Annotated in this window: 21 protein-coding genes; 10 read left to right on the top strand and 11 right to left on the bottom strand. The window is 59.3% G+C overall.

Features of this window, described 5'->3' with window-relative positions:
* The first annotated feature begins 375 nt into the window (after positions 1-375).
* From fdhD to NB069_RS21740, 3 genes are all read left to right on the top strand, one after another.
* On the top strand, positions 376-1,161 hold the full coding sequence (gene fdhD, locus NB069_RS21750; protein WP_250589558.1) for a formate dehydrogenase accessory sulfurtransferase FdhD: 786 nt from the start codon (positions 376-378) through the stop codon (positions 1,159-1,161).
* Between the two features lie 115 nt (positions 1,162-1,276).
* A complete protein-coding gene (locus NB069_RS21745) occupies positions 1,277-1,489 on the top strand; it encodes a YdgH/BhsA/McbA-like domain containing protein (RefSeq protein WP_039032167.1) in 213 nt (70 codons plus the stop codon).
* A 246-nt stretch (positions 1,490-1,735) separates the two neighbouring features.
* Positions 1,736-1,948, top strand: a complete 213-nt coding sequence (locus tag NB069_RS21740) for a YdgH/BhsA/McbA-like domain containing protein (protein ID WP_039032167.1) — start codon at positions 1,736-1,738, stop codon at positions 1,946-1,948.
* A gap of 41 nt (positions 1,949-1,989) precedes the next feature.
* Here NB069_RS21740 and NB069_RS21735 read toward each other — a convergent pair whose 3' ends face one another.
* On the bottom strand, positions 1,990-2,313 hold the full coding sequence (locus tag NB069_RS21735; RefSeq protein ID WP_250586627.1) for an AzlD domain-containing protein: 324 nt from the start codon (positions 2,311-2,313) through the stop codon (positions 1,990-1,992).
* Positions 2,313-2,972: an AzlC family ABC transporter permease gene (locus tag NB069_RS21730; protein ID WP_250586626.1), complete on the bottom strand. Its 660-nt coding sequence runs from the start codon at positions 2,970-2,972 to the stop codon at positions 2,313-2,315. Before NB069_RS21730 ends, NB069_RS21735 begins: the two co-directional genes overlap by 1 nt.
* 102 nt (positions 2,973-3,074) lie before the next feature.
* On the opposite strand from NB069_RS21730, the gene NB069_RS21725 reads away from it, so the two are divergent.
* From NB069_RS21725 to NB069_RS21710, 4 genes are all read left to right on the top strand, one after another.
* Complete coding sequence (locus NB069_RS21725; protein WP_250586625.1) at positions 3,075-3,623, top strand: helix-turn-helix domain-containing protein; 549 nt, start codon at positions 3,075-3,077, stop codon at positions 3,621-3,623.
* A gap of 19 nt (positions 3,624-3,642) precedes the next feature.
* Entirely contained in the window at positions 3,643-4,638 is a 996-nt protein-coding gene (locus tag NB069_RS21720; protein WP_250586624.1) for a LacI family DNA-binding transcriptional regulator, read from the top strand.
* A 104-nt stretch (positions 4,639-4,742) separates the two neighbouring features.
* Positions 4,743-6,866, top strand: coding sequence for an alpha-galactosidase (locus tag NB069_RS21715; protein ID WP_250586623.1), 2,124 nt, complete (start codon positions 4,743-4,745; stop codon positions 6,864-6,866).
* A gap of 44 nt (positions 6,867-6,910) precedes the next feature.
* Positions 6,911-8,185 (top strand): MFS transporter, encoded by a 1,275-nt coding sequence (locus tag NB069_RS21710; protein ID WP_250586622.1) that lies wholly within the window; start codon positions 6,911-6,913, stop codon positions 8,183-8,185.
* Here the strand turns inward: NB069_RS21710 and rhaM are convergent.
* The 9 genes from rhaM to rhaB all read right to left on the bottom strand — a co-directional run bounded on the left by rhaM (position 8,173) and on the right by rhaB (position 18,082).
* Positions 8,173-8,487, bottom strand: coding sequence for an L-rhamnose mutarotase (gene rhaM / locus NB069_RS21705; protein ID WP_250586621.1), 315 nt, complete (start codon positions 8,485-8,487; stop codon positions 8,173-8,175). The genes NB069_RS21710 and rhaM overlap by 13 nt on opposite strands.
* On the bottom strand, positions 8,484-9,632 hold the full coding sequence (gene fucO / locus NB069_RS21700) for a lactaldehyde reductase (RefSeq protein ID WP_250586620.1): 1,149 nt from the start codon (positions 9,630-9,632) through the stop codon (positions 8,484-8,486). Before fucO ends, rhaM begins: the two co-directional genes overlap by 4 nt.
* Positions 9,633-9,732: 100 nt before the next feature.
* A complete protein-coding gene (locus NB069_RS21695) occupies positions 9,733-10,737 on the bottom strand; it encodes an ABC transporter permease (RefSeq protein WP_250586619.1) in 1,005 nt (334 codons plus the stop codon).
* Positions 10,734-11,738 carry an ABC transporter permease gene (locus tag NB069_RS21690; protein ID WP_250586618.1) on the bottom strand — a complete coding sequence of 335 codons (1,005 nt, stop codon included), beginning with the start codon at positions 11,736-11,738 and terminating at the stop codon, positions 10,734-10,736. The genes NB069_RS21695 and NB069_RS21690 overlap by 4 nt, the downstream gene beginning before the upstream one ends.
* Entirely contained in the window at positions 11,738-13,240 is a 1,503-nt protein-coding gene (locus tag NB069_RS21685; RefSeq protein ID WP_250586617.1) for a sugar ABC transporter ATP-binding protein, read from the bottom strand. The genes NB069_RS21690 and NB069_RS21685 overlap by 1 nt, the downstream gene beginning before the upstream one ends.
* Before the next feature lie 99 nt (positions 13,241-13,339).
* Entirely contained in the window at positions 13,340-14,326 is a 987-nt protein-coding gene (gene rhaS / locus NB069_RS21680; protein WP_250586616.1) for a rhamnose ABC transporter substrate-binding protein, read from the bottom strand.
* 77 nt (positions 14,327-14,403) lie between these two features.
* On the bottom strand, positions 14,404-15,234 hold the full coding sequence (gene rhaD, locus NB069_RS21675; RefSeq protein WP_250586615.1) for a rhamnulose-1-phosphate aldolase: 831 nt from the start codon (positions 15,232-15,234) through the stop codon (positions 14,404-14,406).
* 122 nt (positions 15,235-15,356) lie between these two features.
* The gene (rhaA, locus tag NB069_RS21670; RefSeq protein WP_250586614.1) at positions 15,357-16,616 is read right to left on the bottom strand and encodes an L-rhamnose isomerase; all 1,260 of its coding nucleotides are present in this window, start codon (positions 16,614-16,616) and stop codon (positions 15,357-15,359) included.
* Complete coding sequence (gene rhaB, locus NB069_RS21665; RefSeq protein WP_250586613.1) at positions 16,613-18,082, bottom strand: rhamnulokinase; 1,470 nt, start codon at positions 18,080-18,082, stop codon at positions 16,613-16,615. Before rhaB ends, rhaA begins: the two co-directional genes overlap by 4 nt.
* A gap of 300 nt (positions 18,083-18,382) precedes the next feature.
* On the opposite strand from rhaB, the gene rhaS (NB069_RS21660) reads away from it, so the two are divergent.
* From rhaS (NB069_RS21660) to sodA, 3 genes are all read left to right on the top strand, one after another.
* Positions 18,383-19,219: an HTH-type transcriptional activator RhaS gene (rhaS, locus tag NB069_RS21660; protein ID WP_250586612.1), complete on the top strand. Its 837-nt coding sequence runs from the start codon at positions 18,383-18,385 to the stop codon at positions 19,217-19,219.
* A gap of 73 nt (positions 19,220-19,292) precedes the next feature.
* Positions 19,293-20,141, top strand: coding sequence for an HTH-type transcriptional activator RhaR (gene rhaR / locus NB069_RS21655; protein ID WP_250586611.1), 849 nt, complete (start codon positions 19,293-19,295; stop codon positions 20,139-20,141).
* Between the two features lie 183 nt (positions 20,142-20,324).
* Positions 20,325-20,945 carry a superoxide dismutase [Mn] gene (gene sodA / locus NB069_RS21650; protein ID WP_039032150.1) on the top strand — a complete coding sequence of 207 codons (621 nt, stop codon included), beginning with the start codon at positions 20,325-20,327 and terminating at the stop codon, positions 20,943-20,945.
* The last annotated feature ends 21 nt before the right edge of the window (positions 20,946-20,966 follow it).

Here is a 20,966-nt window from a genome sequence, read left to right as displayed (position 1 = left end):
CTACAAAATGACCGTAAAGGGATGGAATTTTGTATTCCCTCAATTCCGCGAGGGATAAGCGTCAGAATACCACATTGTCGGTAGGCTTGTTTGAATGGAGTTAAAACAAAGTGAACGAAATCTAAGCGTGCTAATTTAAAAATGTGAACTAAATCACTTTATTAACCCTGCGTGTTACAAGGCTGTAGCAACCCGCTTGCCAGGCTTCCTCACAGGGAGTAACACCGCCTGACAGCGCTCTTGCGAAAAATTGATCCATCTCCGGCGCGAAACCCCGCTATTTATGGTGCAATAGCGCCCTTACTTGCGAAGTTGCCCAGGAATGAAGTCGTGTCAAAAGAGAACCGAGATACCCCCTCCCAGCCCGTCGGCGTCGTGGCCTGTGAGGTGCGCAGACCCCCACAGCTGAACCAGCCCATTGCGGACTGGCTGGCGCAGGAAGTGCCCGTGGCGCTGGTTTATAACGGTATTTCGCACGTCGTGATGATGGCTTCGCCAAAAGATCTGCCCCTGTTTGCCCTTGGCTTTTCGCTCTCGGAAGGGATTATCGACCACCCGCAGGAGATCTACGGCATGGATGTGGTGCCGGTCTGCAACGGGATGGAAGTGCAGATAGAGCTTTCCAGCCGACGCTTTATGGCCCTCAAGGCGCGCCGGCGCGCCCTGGCCGGGCGCACCGGCTGCGGGGTGTGCGGCGTTGAGCAGCTAAACGATATCGATAAACCCATCGCGCCGCTGCCCTTCACCCAGACCTTTACCCTGACCAACCTCAACATTGCGCTGCAAAATCTTAACTCGGTACAGCCGGTAGGGAACCTGAGCGGGTGTACCCACGCCGCTGCCTGGGTATTGCCGTCCGGGGAGATTGCGGGTGGGCACGAAGATGTCGGGCGCCATGTGGCGCTGGATAAGCTGCTTGGCCGCCGGGCCGGTGAAAGCGCCGTCTGGCAACAGGGCGCCGCGCTGGTCTCCAGCCGGGCAAGCTACGAGATGGTGCAAAAAGCGGCGATGTGTGGGGTGGAGATCCTGTTTGCGGTATCCGCCGCCACTACGCTGGCGGTTGAGGTGGCCGAGCGCTGCAATCTGACGCTGGTGGGGTTCTGCAAGCCGGGAAGAGCCACGGTGTATACCCATCCGCAGCGCCTGATTTTTGATCAGTAATTTTGAATGATATTAGCAAATCCTTCCGCTATCAGTTGTTGGTGATGAGGCCTATTATTTATCACATCAAGGCACGGCGCCTTATACCAAACAACTTAATGAAAGGGTCTCTATCATGAAAAGCATCAAAACTTTTGTCGCTGTTATCGCTCTGGCTACTTCTTTCGGTTCTTTCGCTGCTCAGTCTGTTACCGCATCTGCCAGCACCATTGACGGCGCAGAAGCGAAAATCGCCGCACAGGCTCAGCAGGCGGGTGCGTCCTCTTACACCATTACCCAGGCCTTCACCGGTAACCGTGTACACATGACCGCTGAACTGAACAAATAAGCAAAAAGCATCTGTCGAAAGAGCGCCCCCGGGGCGCTTTTTTCGTTTTCAGCGATCGCTTCTTCACAAAATAAAGCCTGCCGCGGCTACCCGGGCAGGCTATTTTTTGGCTCTGATAAGTTTGTCAGTAATTTTGAATCTTTATAGCAAATCCTTCCGCTATCAGTTGTCGGCGATGAGGCCTATTATTTATCACATCAAGGCACGGCGCCTTACACCAAACAACTTAATGAAAGGGTCACTATCATGAAAAGCATCAAAACTTTTGTCGCTGTTATCGCTCTGGCTACTTCTTTCGGTTCTTTCGCTGCCCAGTCTGTTACCGCCTCCGCCAGCACCATTGACGGCGCAGAAGCGAAAATCGCCGCACAGGCTCAGCAGGCGGGCGCATCGTCTTACACCATTACCCAGGCTTTCACCGGTAACCGCGTGCACATGACCGCTGAACTGAACAAATAAGCACACAGCATCTGTCGAAAGAGCGCCCCCGGGGCGCTTTTTTAGTTTATGCCCGCCAGGCGTAATAACGCCGTTACCACCGCCGCCGCGACGATCACGAAAATCAACGGCACCTTGCGCCAGGCAAGGAATACCGCAAACGCCACGCCCACCACCCGCGCCATCCCGGCAAAATGTTCCCCTTCGTAGAAGGTGGTCGCCAGCGCCACCGAAAACAGCAGCACCGTTGCCGCATCGGAAAGCAACGCCTGGGCGCGTTCCGACAGGGCTAACCGGCTGCCCAGTTTTGCCCCGCCAAGACGCATCAGGTAGGTGCCCCCAGAGAGCAGGGCGATGCCGAGGATAAAGACGGTCATGTTTTCCATTATTTCTTCCTCGTGGCAAGGCCAAGCAGAGAGAGCAGTACCGGCAGGCCTACCGGTGCAAAGGGCACCGCGGCCAGCGACAGCGCCGCACCGCTACAGGCGCGGATCAGCGTGGTACGGTTTTTAAAGGCAGGCACGACTAAGGCCAGCAAGATGGCCGGGAAGACCGCATCCAGCCCGATGGTTTCCGGTTCGGGCAGCAGCTTGCCGACCATTGCCCCCAGCAGGGTGCCCAGCGGCCAGATTATCGCTACGCCCAGGCCGCAGAGCCAGTAGGCGGCTTTGCGCTGTTCCGGCGTTTTTTGCGACAGGCCAAACACCACGCTTTCGTCGTTCATAATGTGGCAGCCCAGGAAGCTGGCGCCCCGTTTGCCCACCAGCTCACGCACCGTTACGCCAAACGGCACATGGCGAGCGTTAACCAGCAGCCCGGCGGCGGCCGCAGCAAGAGGGTTGCCGCCGCTGGCGACGATGCCGATGAACATAAATTCCGACGCGCCCGCCAGTACCGAAATGGAGAGCACAAACGGCACCCACAGCGGAAAGCCATACGCCATCGCCAGCGAGCCGTAGGACATTCCCACGACGCCCACCGCCAGACACACCAGGATAATCGCTTTGATGGTGTCGCCTTTAAGACATGAGAGAGAGTGTTTCATACAAATTTAGCCATATCGAACGAGTATCCATTATAATGAACGCAATAAGATCGTTTATCAAGATGAACGATTCGTTCGATTTAACAGTATATGAGGCCGTTTATGACGCAGCCAATCAGCGTGATCGCCAAAAGTCTGGTGCGAGAGCGCATGCGGACCGGGCTTTCACTGGCGGAAATTGCCCGCCGTGCCGGGATCGCCAAGTCCACCCTCTCCCAGCTGGAGTCCGGCAACGGCAATCCCAGCCTCGAAACCCTGTGGTCGCTGTGCGTGGCGCTGGATATCCCCTTTGCCCGTTTGCTCGAACCGCAGCAGCCCACCACACAGGTGATCCGCCTCGGGGAAGGCACTAAAGTGGTTGCGGAGCAGGCCAACTTTGAAGCCATTTTGCTGGCGGCCTGTCCGCCGGGCGCCCGACGCGATATCTATATTCTGATGGCCCAGCCGGGGGCCGACCGTATCTCGCATCCCCATCCGCCGGGGTCGGTTGAGCATATGATTGTGATGAAGGGGCGGGCGCTGATTGGCCTGACCGAAGCACCCGAGGAGCTGGGGCAGGGGGACTATATTTGCTATCCTGCCGACCAGCCGCACATCTTCAAAGCCCTTGAGCCCGATACGTACGCGCTCATGGTGGCGGAACAAAACTAACCCAAAGACACGGAAAATCATGTCGCTTAAAGCCATTGCTAAAGAACTGGGCCTGTCGGTAACGACGGTAAGCCGCGCCCTCAACGGCTATTTTGACGTTTCCAGCGAGACGCGTGCCCGCGTGGAGGCCGAAGCGCAGCGACGTGGCTATCGCCCGAACACCCTTGCCCGCCGTCTGAAGATGGGCAAGATCGACGCCGTGGGGCTGGTCTTTCCGGTGCATCCCGTTCCGCTCAACAACAGCGTGTTTATGGAGATGGTCGGCGAAATTAGCCACGAGTTAGCCCGGCACGAGATCGACTTACTGCTCATTGCCGACGACGACCTGGCCGACAAGCACAGCTACATGCGCATGGTGCAGAGCCGACGCGTGGATGCGCTGATTGTGGCGCACACGCTCGACAACGATCCGCGCCTTGAGCAGCTCCAGGCCGTCGGGTTCCCGTTCCTGGCGCTCGGTCGCAGCCATCTGCCTGAGCCCTACGCCTGGTTTGACTTTGATAACTATGCAGGTACCCACACCGCCACTCAACGCCTGATTGCACGCGGGCATCAGCGCATCGCCTACCTGGGTGAAAGCCACAATCAGGCGTTCATCACCCAGCGCCGTCAGGGCTATCTTGACGCGCTGAAAGAGGCGGGGCTCTCCAGCGAATGGCTGCGCACTATGCCCCCTTCACGCCGCGCGGGATACACCACCACGCAGGCGCTACTGGGGCTGGACGTGCCTCCGACGGCGATCGTCACCGACTGCAACACCCACGGCGATGGCGCAGCGATGGCGCTGGCGCAGATGGGACGTTTAACCGGCGAGCACGCCGTATCGCTGGTGGTCTACGATGGCCTGCCGCAGGACAGCATTGTTGATGTTGACGTGGCGGCGGTGATCCAGTCCACCCGCCAGGGCGTGGGCAAGCAGATTGCCGATATGGTGCTGCAACTGATTAACGGCGGCGAACTCAGCCAGCTTCAGGTGCTGTGGCAGCCGGACTTCTCTCCGGGACAGACGGCATAATTTTCCCCAATTTCTAAACCCGATCACAAAACCGAAACGTTTTGGTTTGTATCCGAAACGTTTCGGATCAAAACTCAGGATATCCCGATGACAGGAGATGTCCGATGCAAGAGGCTGTTTTACGACTCGCGAGCGAAACGGTGGATGTGGTGATCAAAACCCACCCGTTCGCCGAAATTCTTTACTGGGGACCGCACCTTCGCCACTTTTCGCCGCAGGATGCGGCTACCCTTTCCCGCCCGGTTGCTAACGGCAGACTGGACGTTGACACGCCGGTGACGCTGATGGCGGAACTTGCTCACGGCCTGTTTGGCGCCCCGGGCATTGAAGGCCACCGCCAGGGGCTGGATGGCTCGCCGAAGTTCCGTACCCTTGCGGTATCGCAGGAGGGGCAAACCCTGACCCTCACCGCCGAAGATCACAACGCCGGTCTGCGCCTGACCAGCGAGATAGCCCTTGATGACAGCGGCGTGCTCGCCGTCCGCCACGGCCTGACCAATCTCAAAAGCCAGCCGTGGCAGGTTGAGCGCCTGGCCGTCACCCTCCCGCTGGCGGAACGTGCCCGGGAAGTGATGGCCTTTCATGGCCGCTGGATCCGTGAGTTCCAGCCGCATCGCTTGCTGCTGGAGCACGACAGCTTTGTGATCGAAAACCGCCGCGGCCGCAGCTCTCATGAACATTTCCCGGCGCTGATTAGCGGCACGCCGGGCTTTGGCGAAATGCACGGCGACGTCTGGGGCGTGCATCTGGGCTGGAGCGGCAACCATCGCCTGCGCGCCGAGGCTAAAACCGATGGCCGTCGCTATCTGCAGGCTGAAGCGCTCTATTTGCCGGGTGAAATGGCAATCAGTGAGGGCGAAACCCTCTGGACGCCACGCCTCTACGCCAGCTACTCCGCGCAAGGGCTGAACGGCATGAGCCAGCAGTTCCACCGCTATCTGCGCAGCAACATTATTCGCTTCCCGGAAAACAAACCGCGCCCGGTGCATCTCAATACCTGGGAGGGGATCTACTTTAACCACAATCCTGAGTACATCATGCGGATGGCCACCGAGGCGGCTTCGCTGGGCGTTGAGCGCTTTATCATCGATGATGGCTGGTTTAAGGGGCGCAACGACGACCACGCCGCGCTGGGCGACTGGTATCTCGACGAGCAAAAATACCCCAACGGCTTAACGCCGGTGATTAACCACGTGAAAGAGCTCGGGATGGAGTTTGGTATCTGGGTCGAGCCGGAGATGATTAACCCGAACTCGGATCTGTACCGCGCCCACCCTGACTGGGTGCTGGCCTTACCGGGGTACGAACAGGCCACCGGCCGCCATCAGTGGGTGCTGAACCTTAACATTCCTGCCGCCTTCAACTACCTTCTGGAGCGGATGAGCTGGCTGCTGGGTGAGCATAAGGTTGACTATGTGAAGTGGGACATGAACCGCGAGCTGGTGCAGCCAGGGCATAACGGCAAAGCCGCCGCCGACGCCCAGACCCGGCAGTTCTATCGTCTGCTGGATACTCTGGGCGAGCGCTTCCCGCACGTGGAGTTTGAATCCTGCTCCTCTGGTGGAGGACGCATCGACTATGAAGTGCTGACCCGCTGCCATCGCTTCTGGGCGTCTGATAATAACGACGCCCTGGAACGGAATACCATCCAGCGTGGTATGAGCTATTTCTTCCCGCCGGAGGTGATGGGCGCGCATATCGGTCATCATAAATGCCACGCCACCTTCCGCCAGCACAGCATCGCCTTCCGCGGCCTGACGGCGCTGTTCGGGCATATGGGGCTGGAGCTGGATCCGTTAACCGTGGACGAGCAGGAGCACGAGGGTTACCGGCACTACGCTGCCCTGCATAAGCAGTGGCGGGAGGTGATCCACCACGGCACCCAGTGGCGCGTGGACATGCCTGACAGCACCACCCTGGCGCAGGGGATTGTGAGCGCAGATCGGGGGCAGGGGCTGTTTATTGTCAGCCAGATGGCGATGCCGGATTACACCCTGATGATGCCGCTGCGCATGCCGGGCCTGGCGGCCAACGCCCGGTACCGCATTACGCTGCTGGATCACCCCAATATCCGCCTGACCGGTGAAGGGGGCCACACCATGCGCAAGCTGCCGGCCTGGATGGAAGCACCGCAAACGGTGAGCGGTGAATGGCTGATGCAGGCGGGGCTGGCGCTGCCGGTTCTGGATCCGGAAACCGCCATTCTGATTGGTGTTGAACGCGTATAAGGGCAACGGGCCGGGCAACCGGCCCTGAGTTGAGGATAAAAATAATGAACACGACTGCCTGTACCCACAAAGACAATCCGAACTTCTGGATCTTCGGATCGTTCTTCTTTCTCTACTTCTTCATTATGGCCACCTGCTTTCCGTTCCTGCCGATCTGGCTGTCGGATATCATCGGCCTGAATAAAACCCATACCGGGATTGTCTTCTCCTGCATCTCGCTCTCCGCCATCTCCTTCCAGCCGGTGCTGGGGGTGGTGTCCGACAAGCTGGGGCTGAAAAAACACCTGCTGTGGATCATCGCGGTGCTGCTGTTTCTGTTCGCGCCGTTCTTCCTTTACGTCTTCGCTCCGCTGCTGAAAACCAACATCTGGCTTGGGGCGCTGAGCGGCGGGTTGTATATCGGCTTTGTCTTCTCGGCGGGATCGGGGGCCATTGAGGCCTACATCGAGCGCGTGAGCCGCAACAGTTTTTTTGAATATGGCAAAGCGCGCATGTTCGGCTGTCTGGGCTGGGGGCTGTGCGCCTCGACAGGGGGCATCCTGTTCGGCATCGATCCCTCGTATGTGTTCTGGATGGGCTCCGCCGCGGCGCTGGTGCTGATGCTGCTGTTAGTGGTGGCAAAACCGAAGCCCAACCAGACCGCGCAGGTGATGAACGCCCTGGGCGCTAACCAGCCGCAGATCACCGTCAGAACCGTGATTAACCTGTTCCGCCAGCGCAAAATGTGGATGTTCATTTTGTACGTGATTGGCGTGGCCTGCGTGTATGACGTCTTCGATCAGCAGTTCGCCACCTTCTTTAAAACCTTCTTCGCTACGCCAGAGGCGGGCACGCGGGCGTTTGGTTTTGCCACCACCGCGGGTGAAATCTGTAACGCCATCATCATGTTCTGCTCGCCGTGGATCATTAACCGCATCGGTGCGAAGAATACGCTGCTGATTGCCGGGCTGATTATGGCGACGCGCATAATCGGGTCGTCATTTGCTACCACCGCCGTCGAAGTGGTGGCCCTGAAGATGCTGCACGCCCTGGAAGTTCCTTTCCTGCTGGTGGGCGCATTTAAGTACATCACCGGGGTGTTCGATACCCGGCTGTCAGCGACCATCTACCTGATTGGTTTCAACTTTTCCAAGCAGCTGGCGGCGATTTTCCTCTCCGCCTTTGCCGGAAATATGTATGACCGGATCGGCTTCCAGGATACCTATCTGATGCTGGGCTGTTTTGTGCTGGCGATTACGCTGGTGTCGGCGTTTACGTTGAGCAGCAAGCGGGAGATCGCTGCCGCGAGCGCGGCAGCGTTAACGCATCAGGCCAGGTAAAACACCTCTTTCAGCCCGCTACTCACCGGGCTGTTATCCGGATTAGAGGGCATGACTTCTCCCATATATTTCCACCAGCGCTGGCAGACGTCGGTATTCGCCACCGCGTTCCAGCGCTCCTCGGACTCAATCTCTACCGTGGCAAACAGCAGGTTACGCTCTTTATCGAGCCAGATGGCGTAGTGGTGCGCCCCGTGGTCTTTCAGCACCGCTTCCAGCTCGGGCCAGATGGGGTTGTGGCGACGTTCATACTCCTCGTGTGCGTCAGGGTTAACCTGCATCACAAAGGCTTTGCGGATCATAATGCCTCCAGATAGAGTTCGCGCACCTCGTCGCGGCTGGCGCTGCGCGGGTTGCAGGGAGCGCATGGGTCGGCGAGGGCTTTGTCGAGCCAGCCTTCGATGTCGGCTTTGGTCACGCCCAGCTTGCTGAAGCCGGACGGGATCCCGACGCGGGTGCTCAGGGCGCGAATGGCGTTGATCGCCTCCATGCTGGCGGTTTCGTCGCTCATGTCGCGGGTATCCACGCCCATCGCCTGGGCCACGCGGGCAAAGCGTTCCACGGCGTTCGGGCGGTTAAAGTTTTCGATGATCGGCAGCAGGATGGCGTTGCAGACGCCGTGCGGCAGGTTGTGCGTGGCCCCCGGCTGGTGGGCCAGGGCGTGCACCAGCCCCAGCCCGGCGCTGTTAAAGGCCATGCCCGCCAGATACTGCCCGTACGCCATCTGCTCGCGCGCCACGAGATTGTGGCCATTGTTGACCGCCTCCGGCAGCCAGCGGGCGATCAGGCGAATCGCCTCCAGCGCGTTGGCATCGGTGAGCGGGTGGGCACCGACGGAGACCCAGGCTTCGATGGCGTGGGTCAGGGCATCCATGCCGGTGGCTGCCGTCACGGCGGCCGGAATATCGAGCATCACGCTGGCGTCATCCACGGCGATATCCGGGATGATGTTCGGGTCGATGATGACCTCTTTGACCTGACGGGCAGAGTCGATGATCACCGCGTTGCTGGTCATCTCTGCCGCCGTACCAGCGGTGGTGTTGATCGCCACCAGCGGCACGCCGGGGTTGAGCACTTTGCCGACGCCGGAGTAAGCGGTAGACGGACCGGGATTGGCGGTGAGAATTTTAATCGCTTTGGCGGTGTCAATCGGGCTGCCGCCGCCGAAGGCGATGATGTAATCGCACTGCGCATCCTGGAAAGCGGCAAAGCCCTGCTGGACCAGTTCTTCCGTCGGGTTCGGGAACACCGCGTCGAACAGGTGATAGGGCATCTGCTGTGCGTCGAGGGCGGTAAACAGGCTGTCGAGCAGGCCCATTTTCACCAGCTGACCGTCGGTAACAATCAGCGCGGTACCCCACTGTTTGTTCGCCACCAGCTTAACCATATCGCCAATTGCGCCTGCGCCGTGCAGGCTGATTTTCGGCAGCGCCAACATAAAGCTCATGATAATTCTCCTTAATTACGGTGATTTTTATGCCCGGCGGCGCTGCGCTTGCGCGGGCCTACGGCTTCGTAGGCCGGGTAAACGCAGTGCCACCCGGCAGTTAGATCCGTCTTCGCTGCATAATCCGGCGGGTGATAATCGGCAGGGAGATCACCACAATCAGCATCGCGCCGATGATCACCGACATCACGATGCCCGGCACGTTGAGCAGGCTCAGGCCGAAGGTCACCAGCCCCATCAGGAAGGCGGCGATGATCACGCCCACCATGCTGCCGGAACCGCCCAGAATGTTTACCCCGCCGAGCACCGCCATGGTCACCACCGCCAGCTCCCAGCCCATCGCAATGGTCGGGCGGGTACTGCCCAGACGCGAGGTGAGCAGCACCGAGGCCAGCCCGGCCATCAGCCCTACCAGGGCAAAGAGGATCAGGTTATGACGCTTGACGTTGATGCCGGAGTACCATGCCCCGGTCGGGTTATTGCCGATGGCGTAGGTGCGACGCCCGAAGTTGGTTTTGTGCAGCACGCAGGCAAACACCCCCGCCAGCACGATAAACAGCGCGAACTCAAAGGAGAGCGCTCCCCAGACATACCCCTGACCAAACCAGGCGAAGCTCTCCGGGTATGCATTCAACGCCTGGTCGCCCAGCAGGATGTAGGTGATGCCGCGATAGAGGCTCATGGTGCCGATGGTGATAACAATCGACGACAGGTTAAAGCGGGTCACCAGCAGGCCGTTGAACAGCCCGCACAGCAGGCCCACGCCTAACCCCACGCAGACCAGCAAGGGCGTGTCCAGCCCGGCGGCGGCGCAAAAGCCCATCACCGTGGAGCTGAGTGCGATAGTGGAGGCCACCGACAGGTCAATTTCACGGGCGATAATCAGCATCGCCATGGGCAGGACGATGATCGCTTTCTCGGTGAAGTTGAACGTGGCGTCCGACAGGTTCCAGATATCAAGGAAGTAAGGGGAGGCCAGCGCGTTGACCACGAACACGGCCAGGGTCACCGCCAGCAGAAAGCCTTCCCAGCACAGCAGGCGCCGGAAAATGCCCGGCGCAGCGGGCGCATGTTTGATCTCTTCAGACGTCATAATTTTACTCATGATCTCACCGCCTGTTTCTGACGTGCCAGCGCCGCATCGCGCAGGATCAGCCGCCCTTTGCGTTTGTTGCCGCGTTCATTGAGCAGCACCGCAATCACGATCACCGTCCCGGAAATCGCCATCTGCCAGAACGGCGACACGCCGATGACCGGCAGGGCATTGTTGATGACCCCGAGGAACAGCGCGCCGCACAGGCAACCTAACACCCGGCCCGTACCGCCCATGGTGCTGATGCCGCCAATCACGCAGGCCGCCACCACCTGAAGCTCAAAGCCGTTCGCCACGTCGACATAGGCCACCGCGAAGCGCGAGATCCACAGATAGCCGCAGAACCCGGCCAGCGCCCCGGAGAGGCAGAAGCTGACGAACTGCATTTTGCCGGCGTTGATCCCGGTGTAGTACGCCGCCGTGGCGTTACCGCCCGCGGTGTAGAGGGCGCGTCCGGTGCGGCTGTAGCGCAGGAAGTAGCCCACCAGCAGCAGGGCGGCAATGGCGCACCAGCTCAGCACTGGCAAGCCCAGCACCGACGCACGCGGCAGGCCGAGGAAATCCGCTCCCATCTGGTTAGAGTTGACCCAGCCGCCGCCGGAGAGCAAAAAGATGATCCCGCGGTAGATGCTCATGGTGCCGAGCGTGACCACAATCGCCGGGATACCCATCTTCCACACCAGCAGGCCGTTGATAACGCCCATCACAAGGCCCAGCACGGTAGCCAGAATCAGCAGCACCCAGACCGGCACCTCGGGATAGTTAAAGTTGATCAGGGCGACAATCATCCCGGTCAGGGCCAGGTTCGCCGCCATCGACAGGTCGATGCCTTTGGTCAGCAGCACCATCATCTGCCCGAGGGCGAGGATTACCAGAATCGAGGTGTCGTTAAACATCTCCACCAGGTTGCCCGGGGCGATAAACGACGGGACGCGGGTGCCGATGGCGATCACCATCAGCACGATCACCGCCGCCAGCAATGCTTCGCGGTGTTTAAGCAGTTGTTGCACCATTATGCGGCCTCCTGTCTGGCACCGCTGGCGGCGCTGACGATGGTTTCCGCCGTCGCGCCCCCCGCCTGATACTCCGCCACCATTAATCCTTCATGCATGACGATAATTCTGTCGGCCATGCCCATCACTTCCGGCAGTTCGGAGGAGACCATGATCACCGCCAGCCCCTGGCCCACCAGCTCGGACATAAACTGGTGCACCGCCGCCTTGGAGCCGATATCGATCCCTTTGGTCGGTTCATCCAGGATGATGACGTCCGGATGGGTCGCCAGCCATTTGCCGATCACCACTTTCTGCTGGTTGCCGCCGGAGAGGGTCTCCACCGCCTGTTTCCAGCTAAAGGCTTTCACCTGCAGGCGTCTGGCGTAGTCGTCGGCCAGCTGCCACTCGCGCTCGTCATTCAGCACGCCGCTGGCGTTGAGTTTGCCAAGCTGCGGCAGGCTGATGTTCTGCGCAATCGACAGCTCAATAATCGCCCCCTGCTTCTGGCGCTCTTCCGGCACGCAGACGATCCCGGCCTTGATGGCGTCCGCTGGCTGGCGGAAATGCTGTGCTTTACCGTTCAGCACAATACTGCCGGAGGAGGGGCGAGAAACGCCCGAGAGCGCCTGCATCAGCTCGGTACGCCCGGCGCCCACCAGCCCGTAGAAGCCGAGGATTTCGCCTTTGCGCAGGGTAAAGGAGATATGGGCAAACTCGGTGGGGTGGCAGAGATCTTTCACCTCCAGCACGGTGTCGCCCTTCTCGCATGCTACTTTCGGGAAGGTCTGGGTTATCGCGCGGCCTACCATCATTGCCACCATCCGCTCCTCGGTGATGTCGTTGATGGCCCCGGCACCGACAAACACGCCGTCGCGCAGGATGGTGTAGTGATCCGCCAGTTCAAAAATCTCGTCGAACTTGTGGGAGATAAACAGGATGGCTTTCCCCTCCTGCTTTAAGCGCTCGACGATCTGGTAGAACTCGAGGATTTCGTGCTGGGACAGGGCGGCGGTGGGCTCATCGAGGATCACCACCTGAGCGTCAAACGACAGCGCCCGGGCGATCGCCACCATATGCCGCTGGGCGATGCTCAGGGTTTTCAGCGTCGCGCGCGGATCAATCTGCACCTCCAGACGGGTGAGGATCGCCTGCGCCCGTCGGTGCATCTCTGGCCAGTCGAGCTTTTTGAAAATGCCTTTACAGAGGTACTGGCCGACAAAAATGTTTTCGGTGACCGACAGCTCATCGAACAGCACGGTCTCCTGGTGGATGGCGGTAATGCCCACTTTATGCGCCGAGTCAGGGGTCGGCAGCTGAATGGGGATCGCTTTATAGAGGATTTCGCCCGCGTCGGGCTGGTAAATGCCGGTCATGACTTTGACCAGCGTCGATTTGCCCGCGCCGTTTTCACCGATCAGTGCGGTGACTTTGCCGGGCCAGAGCTCAAGCTGCACGTTCTCAAGGGCGCGCACGCCAGGGAAAACTTTAGTGATGCCGTTGAGCTGAAGCAATGGGGTCATGATAGTTCTCCACCATAGGGGATTTTGTAGGGCGGGTAAGCGTAGCGCCACCCGCCGTTTTGCCGGATGGCGCTACGCTTATCCGGCCTACAAAACGCATCAGAAGATCTTCGAGAACTTATCAATATTGCTGGCATCGTAAACAAACGGCTCAGCCATGGCGCCGGTGCCGTCGGCATCCAGCTTCACTTTGCCCAGTTTGCCCATGCTGGCTTCCTGTTTCGTCGCCGTACCCTTCACCAGATCGTCCGCTAAATACGTCGCGGCATACCCGAGGTCGATGGGGTTCCAGATGGCGAAGCTTTTGCTGGCACCGGATTTCACCGCGCCGGCCATCTCAGACGGCAACCCTAAACCGGTAACGTACACCTTGCCGATTTTGCCCTGATCTTTCACCGCCTGTGCCGCCGCCACGATACCCACCGACGACGGGGAGACGATCACTTTCAGATCCGGCCAGGTTTTCAGCAGGCCCACCGCTTCGCGGTAGCTCTTGTCAGACAGATCGTCGCCATAGGCCACGGTCACCAGATTGACGGACGGGTACTGCGGCAGCACCTTTTTCATCTCGGCAATCCAGGTATTCTGGTTGGTGGAAGTTGGCGTGGCGCTCAGTACCGCCACGTCGCCTTTCTCCACGTTCAGTGCTTTCAGCGCTTCGGCGGCCAGCTTGACGTTGGTCTCGCCAATCAGCGCATTGTTTGACGGGTTGAGATGGATCTGGCGCCCGGCTTTCGCCACGCCGGAATCCCAGGAGACCACTTTGATCCCGCGCTGCATCGCTTTTTTCAGCACCGGCACCACGGCATCAGGATCGTTTGCGGAGATGGCGATCGCATCCACGCCCTGGGCGATCAGCCCGTTCAGTACTTCGATCTGCGCTTCCGCGGTGGTGGTGGTCGGGCCGGTGTAGATCACTTTGACATCACCCAACTCTTTGGCTGCCTCCTGGGCACCCACGTTTGCCGCTTCAAAGAAGCCATTACCTAAGGATTTCGCCACCAGGGCGATTTTCACTTCCGCGAAAGCAGAACCGGACAACGCCAGGGCGGCAACGGTGAGGATCAAGCTTGTCTTTATTTTCATTGCTTTTACTCCACTTAATTGAGTTTGTAGGGTTTGCAGGTGTAGGTTCGCCCCGTCATGCGCGGGGCGCGATGTTCTTATTTGTACAGATCTAACGCTGACTGCACAGGGTTAACGCCAAAGCGTTTGCCCAGCGCAATCAGTTCTTCCCGGGTGATGGTCTGCTTCATGCCGCCCATCGAATAGACTTTCACCAGCACTTCGGCAGATTTCTCGGCGGTGTCGATAAGACCAAAGGTCTCATCCAGCGTCGGGCCGCTGCCGAACACGCCGTGGAACGGCCACAACACCAGGGAACGCTTTTGCATCTCGGCCGCTGTGGCTTCGCCGATTTCGTCGGTACCCGGCACCATCCACGGCAGAATGCCCACCCCATCCGGGAACACCACCAGACACTCGGTGCTGCCTTCCCACAGCTGGCGGGTGATGACGTCTGAGTTGTTCTCCAGCACAAACGTCAGGGCGATCAGGTTGGTGGCGTGGCAGTGCATGATCACGCGATCTTTCCCGCTGGTGGCTTTGATGCGCTCGCAGTGGGAGAGGAAGTGGGCCGGCAGTTCAGAGGTGGGTACCGCTTCGTCAGTCAGCCCCCAAAGAATGTGGTAGCCCGCGCCGTCGCTGTCCACTTTTACCACCCCTAAATTCGCGGTGGGATCGAGCTGCACGTTACGGAAGAATTTGCCGGAACCGGTAACGATAAACGGCGTGTTGGCGAGCAGCGGCATCGGCTGGCTCAGGGCGATATAGCGCGGTTTGGCGTGAAAATCCGCTTCAAACGGGGCGATATCCGCTTCATCGAGGCGCAGCGTCAGGTTGCCGCCGTTGCGCTCGTCCCAGCCTTTCAGCCAGGCGTCGGAGGTGGCTTTAATCATGCCCTGGACAAACCAGGATTGAGTGATGGTGTGCATAGTCTTTCATTTCCTGTTAAATCGGGGCGGGGTTTCCCCTCACCCTAACCCTCTCCCCAAAGGGGCGAGGGGATGGTTTGCTCCCTCTCCCCTTTGGGGAGAGGGCAGGGGTGAGGGGGCAGTTACCCGCGCTGACTCAATACGTCCTGCTCATACGCCCGGACGTTATCCAGCCACTGGCTGCCCGCCGGGACATCGTTACGCTGGCAGTACATCTCCCATACCGCCTGCCACGGCAGCGATTTTTGCTCCTCCAGCAGGGCCAGGCGCGCGGTGTAATCCCCTGCGGCTTCCAGGGCGCGAAGCTCATTGGTGGGCTCCAGCAGAGCGCGCAGCAGGGCTTTTTTCATGTTGCGGGTGCCAATAACCCATGCCGCGATGCGGTTGATGGAGGCGTCGAAGAAGTCGAGCCCGATGTGCACGCGGTCAAACAGATCGTGGCGGATGATTTCGCTGGCGATGGCCTGGGTTTCGTCGTCCAGCAGCACCACGTGGTCGCTGTCCCAGCGCACCGGACGGCTGACGTGCAGCAGCAGGCGCGGCACATACAGCATCGCGGCGGAGATCTTGTCGGAAATCACTTCGGTCGGATGGAAATGGCCTGCATCCAGGCACAGCGCGGTCTGGCGGCTGGTGGCGTAACCCATATAGAACTCGTTAGAGCCCACGGTATAGCTTTCGGCGCCAATGCCGAACAGCTTGCTCTCCACGGCGTCGATGTGGTGGGCCGGGTTCAGTTTCTCACTGATTACCTCATCCAGTGCCGCCAGCAGGCGCTGACGCGGGGCAAGGCGGTCAACGGTGATGTCTTTCATCCCGTCCGGGATCCAGATGTTCATCACCGACGGGGTGCCCAGCTGCTCGCCAAAGTATGCCGACACGCGGCGGCTGGCCTTCACATGATCGATCCAGAACTGGCGAATCTCGTCATCGGCGTGGGCGAGGGTGAACCCGTCGGCGCTCAGGGGGTGCGAGAAGCAGGAGGGGTTAAAATCCAGCCCCAGCTTGTTGGTTTTCGCCCACTCGACCCAGTTCTTAAAGTGTTCCGGTTTGATGGCGTTGCGTTCGACGGGCGCGTCGGACTCCAGATAGATGGCGTGCAGGTTCAGGCGTTTCGGGCCCGGGATCAGGCTCAGGGCCAGCTCCAGATCGGCACGCAGTTCCGTCGCGTTACGCGCTTTGCCCGGATAGTTACCGGTGGCCTGAATCCCGCCGGTCAGCGCGCCGCCGGGGTTCTCAAAACCGGCAACGTCGTCGCCCTGCCAGCAGTGCATAGAGACGGGCAGACGGTCGAGCTGACGCAGAGCCTCCTCGACATCCACGCCCACGGCGGCGAAACGCTGTTTAGCCAGTTCCCAGGCTTGTTCAAGTTGAGTGGTCATGCGCAAAGCTCCTTAGTCGGTCGTTGTTGCTGAAACTGCGCCCGGTAGTGGGCAATCTCATGATCGGGATTCGGGGTAAAGGTGGTGAGGCCGTAGTTGCCGGTCACCACCTGACGGAACTGGTCGACGTTGGTCAATTCGTCGAGGGTCATCAGCTGGATGCCGATGTTGCCGAGGGTGGAGGCCTCCACCGGCCCGGCTAACACAGGAATGCCGCAGGCGTCGGCGCACAGCTGGTTGAGCAGCTGGTTCTGGCAGCCGCCGCCCACAATGTGCAGCTGACTGAACGGCTTACCGCGCAGGGTCGCCAGCTCGTGCAGCACCTCGGCATACAGCAGGGCGAGGCTGTCGAAGATGCAGCGTGCCAGTCCGGCGGCGCTCTCGGGCACCGGCTGCGCGGTTTCGCGGCAGGCGGCCTGGATCTCGGCGCTCATGTTGGCCGGATTAATAAAGCGGTCGTCATTGGGATTGATCAGGAAACGGCACGCGGGCAGGGTTTCCGTCTCGCTAATCAGGGCCGCCAGGTCGCTGATGTGTTGCTCTTTCAGCACACGCTGCAGCAGCCACAGACCCATGATGTTTTTCAGCACCCGGTAGCGGCCTTCCGCGCCGCCCTCGTTGGTGATGTTGGCCGCCAGGGCGCTATCGCTGGTGTAGGGGGTTTTGCTCTCAAAGCCCATCAGCGACCAGGTGCCGGAGGAGAGATACGCCGCATCCTTTGATGCCAGCGGCGCGGCAATCACCGCGCTGGCGGTGTCGTGGCTGGCGACGGCTACCACCGGGATGGCATTCTCCTGCGGGCAGATCCAGTGACCGATCACATTGCCCGGATGGGTGGGGGTGCCAAACCAGTCCCGGGGTGCGCCGGTCCAGCTGAGCAGGTTCTCGTCCCAGTTATCGGAATTGATGTTCACCAGCTGGGTGGTGGTAGCGTTGGTATATTCCCAGTTCATCTGGCCGGTGAGGCGGTAGCTGAAATAATCCGGGATCAGCAGGGCATGGGCGACCTTCGCTACCAGCTCCGGCTGCTGTTCCACCAGGGCACGCAGCTGATAGAGCGTGTTAAAGGGCAGGAACTGAATGCCGCTGCGGCCATAGATCTCCGCTTTGCCGAGCTGCTCCAGGGCATGCGTCATCACGCCATCTGTGCGGCTGTCGCGGTAGGAGACCGGCAGGCCCACGCGCTGGCCGTTGCTGTCCAGCAGCACGTAATCCACGCCCCAGGTGTCAATCCCGATGCTGTCGATGCGAATGCCCTCTTCACATACCTTATTCAGCCCAGTGCGGATCTCCGCTTCCAGAGCGTCGATATCCCAGCAGTCAAATCCGTCCTGCTTTTGCAGGCAGTTAATGAAACGGTGGATTTCGCGAAGCACAAGCGTCCGCGCCCCGCGGTGGTAGCTTGCCAGCATTACCCGGCCGCTGGAGGCACCTAAATCGACAGCCACGCAATGGCGGAAAGTCATGGTCCGATCCTTATTGAAGTCATTGCGAGTGAGTGTAAAAAAGGGAAGGGAAAGCGACCTTCTTGCCACTGACAGCGCATTTCAGGCGCTGGCAAGAATTCAAAGATGAACGTGAGAGAGTTCACAATTTCTGTTTTTTGCGGCAAAAACAGGCGGTGTGACGGTGTCCGCATTTCCGGATCTTTCCCGCCGTTTCTTGAAAAAGCGACAGGCTTTGCGCCATTTGCTGTCGAAAATTTAAGGTGAGCCGGGGAACCCTAAATTACTATTTTGAGAACTCTTATCATCTGGTGACCCGTTATGACCGTACTGCACAGCGTGGATTTTTTCCCTTCAGGCCACTCGCCTGTGGCGATTGAGCCGCGGCTGCCCCAGGCTGCCTTTCCGGAACATCATCATGATTTTCATGAGATTGTGATTGTCGAGCACGGGACGGGTATCCATGTCTTCAACGGACAGCCGTACACCATCAGCGGCGGAACGGTGTGCTTTGTGCGCGATCACGACCGGCACATGTATGAACATACCGACAACCTGTGCCTGACTAACGTGCTCTATCGTTCCCCGGAAGCGTTCCAGTTTTTGTCGGGATTAAACCAGCTTCTGCCTCAGGAGCAGGACGGCCACTACCCGTCGCACTGGCGGGTGAACCAGGCCACGCTGCAACAGGTGCGCCAGCTGGTGAGCCAGATGGAGCAGTCGGAAGAGGGCCAGGAAACCCACGCTCTCGCCAGCCGTGAAATCCTCTTTATGCAGCTGCTGGTGCTGCTGCGCCGTGGCAGCCTGGTGGAAGGGGCAGCAAATAACGACGCCCGCCTCAATCAGCTGATGGCCTGGCTGGAAGATCACTATGCGGAAGATGTCTGCTGGGAGACGCTGGCGGATAACTTCTCTCTGTCGCTGCGCACTCTGCATCGCCAGTTGAAACAGCACACCGGCCAGACGCCCCAGCGCTACCTGAACCGCCTGCGGCTGATTAAAGCGCGCCATCTGCTGCGCCATACCGACGATAGCGTTACGGATATCGCCTATCGCTGCGGTTTCGGCGACAGTAACCACTTTTCGACCCTGTTTCGCCGGGAGTTTGACTGGTCCCCGCGCGATATTCGCCAGGGCCGGGATGCGTCACTTCAGTAACGCGAGGAAAATCACCGTTTTATTGCCGCAAAGCGGGTAATAATGTCAGGTTATTCCCCGGTGAGGTTGTGACGTGGCAGGACAGTTGATTCTTCGCAGAGCCGATTTTTTTGCATCCGATGCCCAGGCCGTCGCGGTGGCGGACCGCTATCCGCAAAATGTCTTTGCCGAGCACACCCATGATTTCTGCGAGCTGGTGCTGGTGTGGCGTGGCAACGGCCTGCATATCCTCAACGATCGCCCTTACCGCATCACCCGCGGCGACCTGTTTTACATCCGCGCCGAGGACAAACACTCCTACGCCTCGGTGAACGATCTGGTGCTGCAGAACATCATCTACTGCCCAGACCGGCTGAAGCTTAATGTGGACTGGGGAGCCAACATCCCCGGTTTTCTGAACGCCCGCGGCGCACCGCACTGGCGGCTCGGCAGCAACGGCATGGCGCAGGTGCGCCAGGTCATCACCCAGCTGGAGCAGGAGAGCCAGAAGGACGACCCCCATGCCTTTGAACTGGCGGAACTGCTGTTTGCCCAACTGACGATTATGCTCAAGCGCTACCGCTACGCCCCGGACAACCCCGCGGCCAGCGAGCCGGAAGCGCTTCTGGATAAGCTTATCACCGCGCTTTCTGGCAGCCTGAACCGCAGCTTTGTGCTGGAGAAGTTTTGCGAGCAGGAGCAGTGCAGCGAGCGCGCCCTGCGCCAGCAGTTTCGTACCCAGACCGGCATGACGGTGAACCACTATCTGCGTCAGCTACGGATCTGCCATGCCCAGTATCTGCTGCAGCACACCGAGCTGATGGTCAGCGAAGTGGCCATGCAGTGTGGCTTTGAGGACAGCAACTATTTCTCGGTGGTGTTTAACCGCGAAGTGGGGATGACGCCGGTTCAGTGGCGTCATCGCAGCCATAACGCAGCGTAATAGAATATTCACAGCCCCTGAGTCCCCCGCACGCCCCGCCAGATCAGTGACATAACGAAAAGTTATAACCTTATTAAAACTACGGCATTGATAAACATTTTCAATATCATTTAATTAACTATAATGAACCAACTGCTTACGCGGCATTAACACGTTTGCCGCCCGACAATAATGGAGATGATTATGAGCTATACCCTGCCATCCCTGCCGTACGCTTACGACGCCCTTGAGCCGCATTTCGACAAGCAGACGATGGAGATCCATCACACTAAACACCACCAGACTTACGTTAACAACGCCAACGCGGCGCTGGAAAGCCTGCCAGAATTCGCCAACCTGTCCGCTGAAGAGCTGATCACCAAACTGGATCAACTGCCAGCTGACAAGAAAACCGTACTGCGTAACAACGCTGGCGGCCACGCTAACCACAGCTTCTTCTGGAAAGGCCTGAAAACCGGCACCACCCTGCAGGGTGACCTGAAATCCGCTATCGAGCGTGACTTCGGCTCCGTTGAGAACTTCAAAGCTGAGTTCGAAAAAGCGGCTGCTACCCGTTTCGGCTCTGGCTGGGCGTGGCTGGTTCTGAAAGGCGACAAGCTGGCGGTCGTTTCTACTGCTAACCAGGACTCCCCGCTGATGGGTGAAGCGATCTCTGGCGCATCCGGCTTCCCAATCGTGGGCCTGGACGTGTGGGAACACGCTTACTACCTGAAGTTCCAGAACCGTCGCCCGGACTACATCAAAGCCTTCTGGGACGTTGTAAACTGGGACGAAGCTGCGGCACGTTTCGCTGCTAAAAAATAAGGTTGCAAAGCCTTCTGTGAG

Origin of the sequence: Leclercia adecarboxylata, assembly GCF_023639785.1 — a bacterium.
Classification (GTDB): domain Bacteria; phylum Pseudomonadota; class Gammaproteobacteria; order Enterobacterales; family Enterobacteriaceae; genus Enterobacter; species Enterobacter adecarboxylatus_D.
This window is presented reverse-complemented; position numbering and strand designations above follow the sequence as displayed.

What these genes read in the sequence shown, in the direction of transcription:
- NB069_RS21730 (WP_250586626.1), bottom strand. Translation starts at nt 2,972, where the DNA reads ATGAAACACTCTCTCTCATGTCTTAAAGGCGACACCATCAAAGCGATT.
- NB069_RS21720 (WP_250586624.1), top strand. Translation starts at nt 3,643, where the DNA reads ATGTCGCTTAAAGCCATTGCTAAAGAACTGGGCCTGTCGGTAACGACG.
- NB069_RS21695 (WP_250586619.1), bottom strand. Translation starts at nt 10,737, where the DNA reads ATGAGTAAAATTATGACGTCTGAAGAGATCAAACATGCGCCCGCTGCG.
- NB069_RS21745 (WP_039032167.1), top strand. Translation starts at nt 1,277, where the DNA reads ATGAAAAGCATCAAAACTTTTGTCGCTGTTATCGCTCTGGCTACTTCT.
- sodA (WP_039032150.1), top strand. Translation starts at nt 20,325, where the DNA reads ATGAGCTATACCCTGCCATCCCTGCCGTACGCTTACGACGCCCTTGAG.
- NB069_RS21685 (WP_250586617.1), bottom strand. Translation starts at nt 13,240, where the DNA reads ATGACCCCATTGCTTCAGCTCAACGGCATCACTAAAGTTTTCCCTGGC.
- NB069_RS21725 (WP_250586625.1), top strand. Translation starts at nt 3,075, where the DNA reads ATGACGCAGCCAATCAGCGTGATCGCCAAAAGTCTGGTGCGAGAGCGC.
- NB069_RS21690 (WP_250586618.1), bottom strand. Translation starts at nt 11,738, where the DNA reads ATGGTGCAACAACTGCTTAAACACCGCGAAGCATTGCTGGCGGCGGTG.
- NB069_RS21735 (WP_250586627.1), bottom strand. Translation starts at nt 2,313, where the DNA reads ATGGAAAACATGACCGTCTTTATCCTCGGCATCGCCCTGCTCTCTGGG.
- rhaS (WP_250586616.1), bottom strand. Translation starts at nt 14,326, where the DNA reads ATGAAAATAAAGACAAGCTTGATCCTCACCGTTGCCGCCCTGGCGTTG.
- NB069_RS21715 (WP_250586623.1), top strand. Translation starts at nt 4,743, where the DNA reads ATGCAAGAGGCTGTTTTACGACTCGCGAGCGAAACGGTGGATGTGGTG.
- rhaA (WP_250586614.1), bottom strand. Translation starts at nt 16,616, where the DNA reads ATGACCACTCAACTTGAACAAGCCTGGGAACTGGCTAAACAGCGTTTC.
- fucO (WP_250586620.1), bottom strand. Translation starts at nt 9,632, where the DNA reads ATGAGCTTTATGTTGGCGCTGCCGAAAATCAGCCTGCACGGCGCAGGC.
- NB069_RS21740 (WP_039032167.1), top strand. Translation starts at nt 1,736, where the DNA reads ATGAAAAGCATCAAAACTTTTGTCGCTGTTATCGCTCTGGCTACTTCT.
- rhaD (WP_250586615.1), bottom strand. Translation starts at nt 15,234, where the DNA reads ATGCACACCATCACTCAATCCTGGTTTGTCCAGGGCATGATTAAAGCC.
- rhaB (WP_250586613.1), bottom strand. Translation starts at nt 18,082, where the DNA reads ATGACTTTCCGCCATTGCGTGGCTGTCGATTTAGGTGCCTCCAGCGGC.
- rhaM (WP_250586621.1), bottom strand. Translation starts at nt 8,487, where the DNA reads ATGATCCGCAAAGCCTTTGTGATGCAGGTTAACCCTGACGCACACGAG.
- NB069_RS21710 (WP_250586622.1), top strand. Translation starts at nt 6,911, where the DNA reads ATGAACACGACTGCCTGTACCCACAAAGACAATCCGAACTTCTGGATC.
- rhaS (WP_250586612.1), top strand. Translation starts at nt 18,383, where the DNA reads ATGACCGTACTGCACAGCGTGGATTTTTTCCCTTCAGGCCACTCGCCT.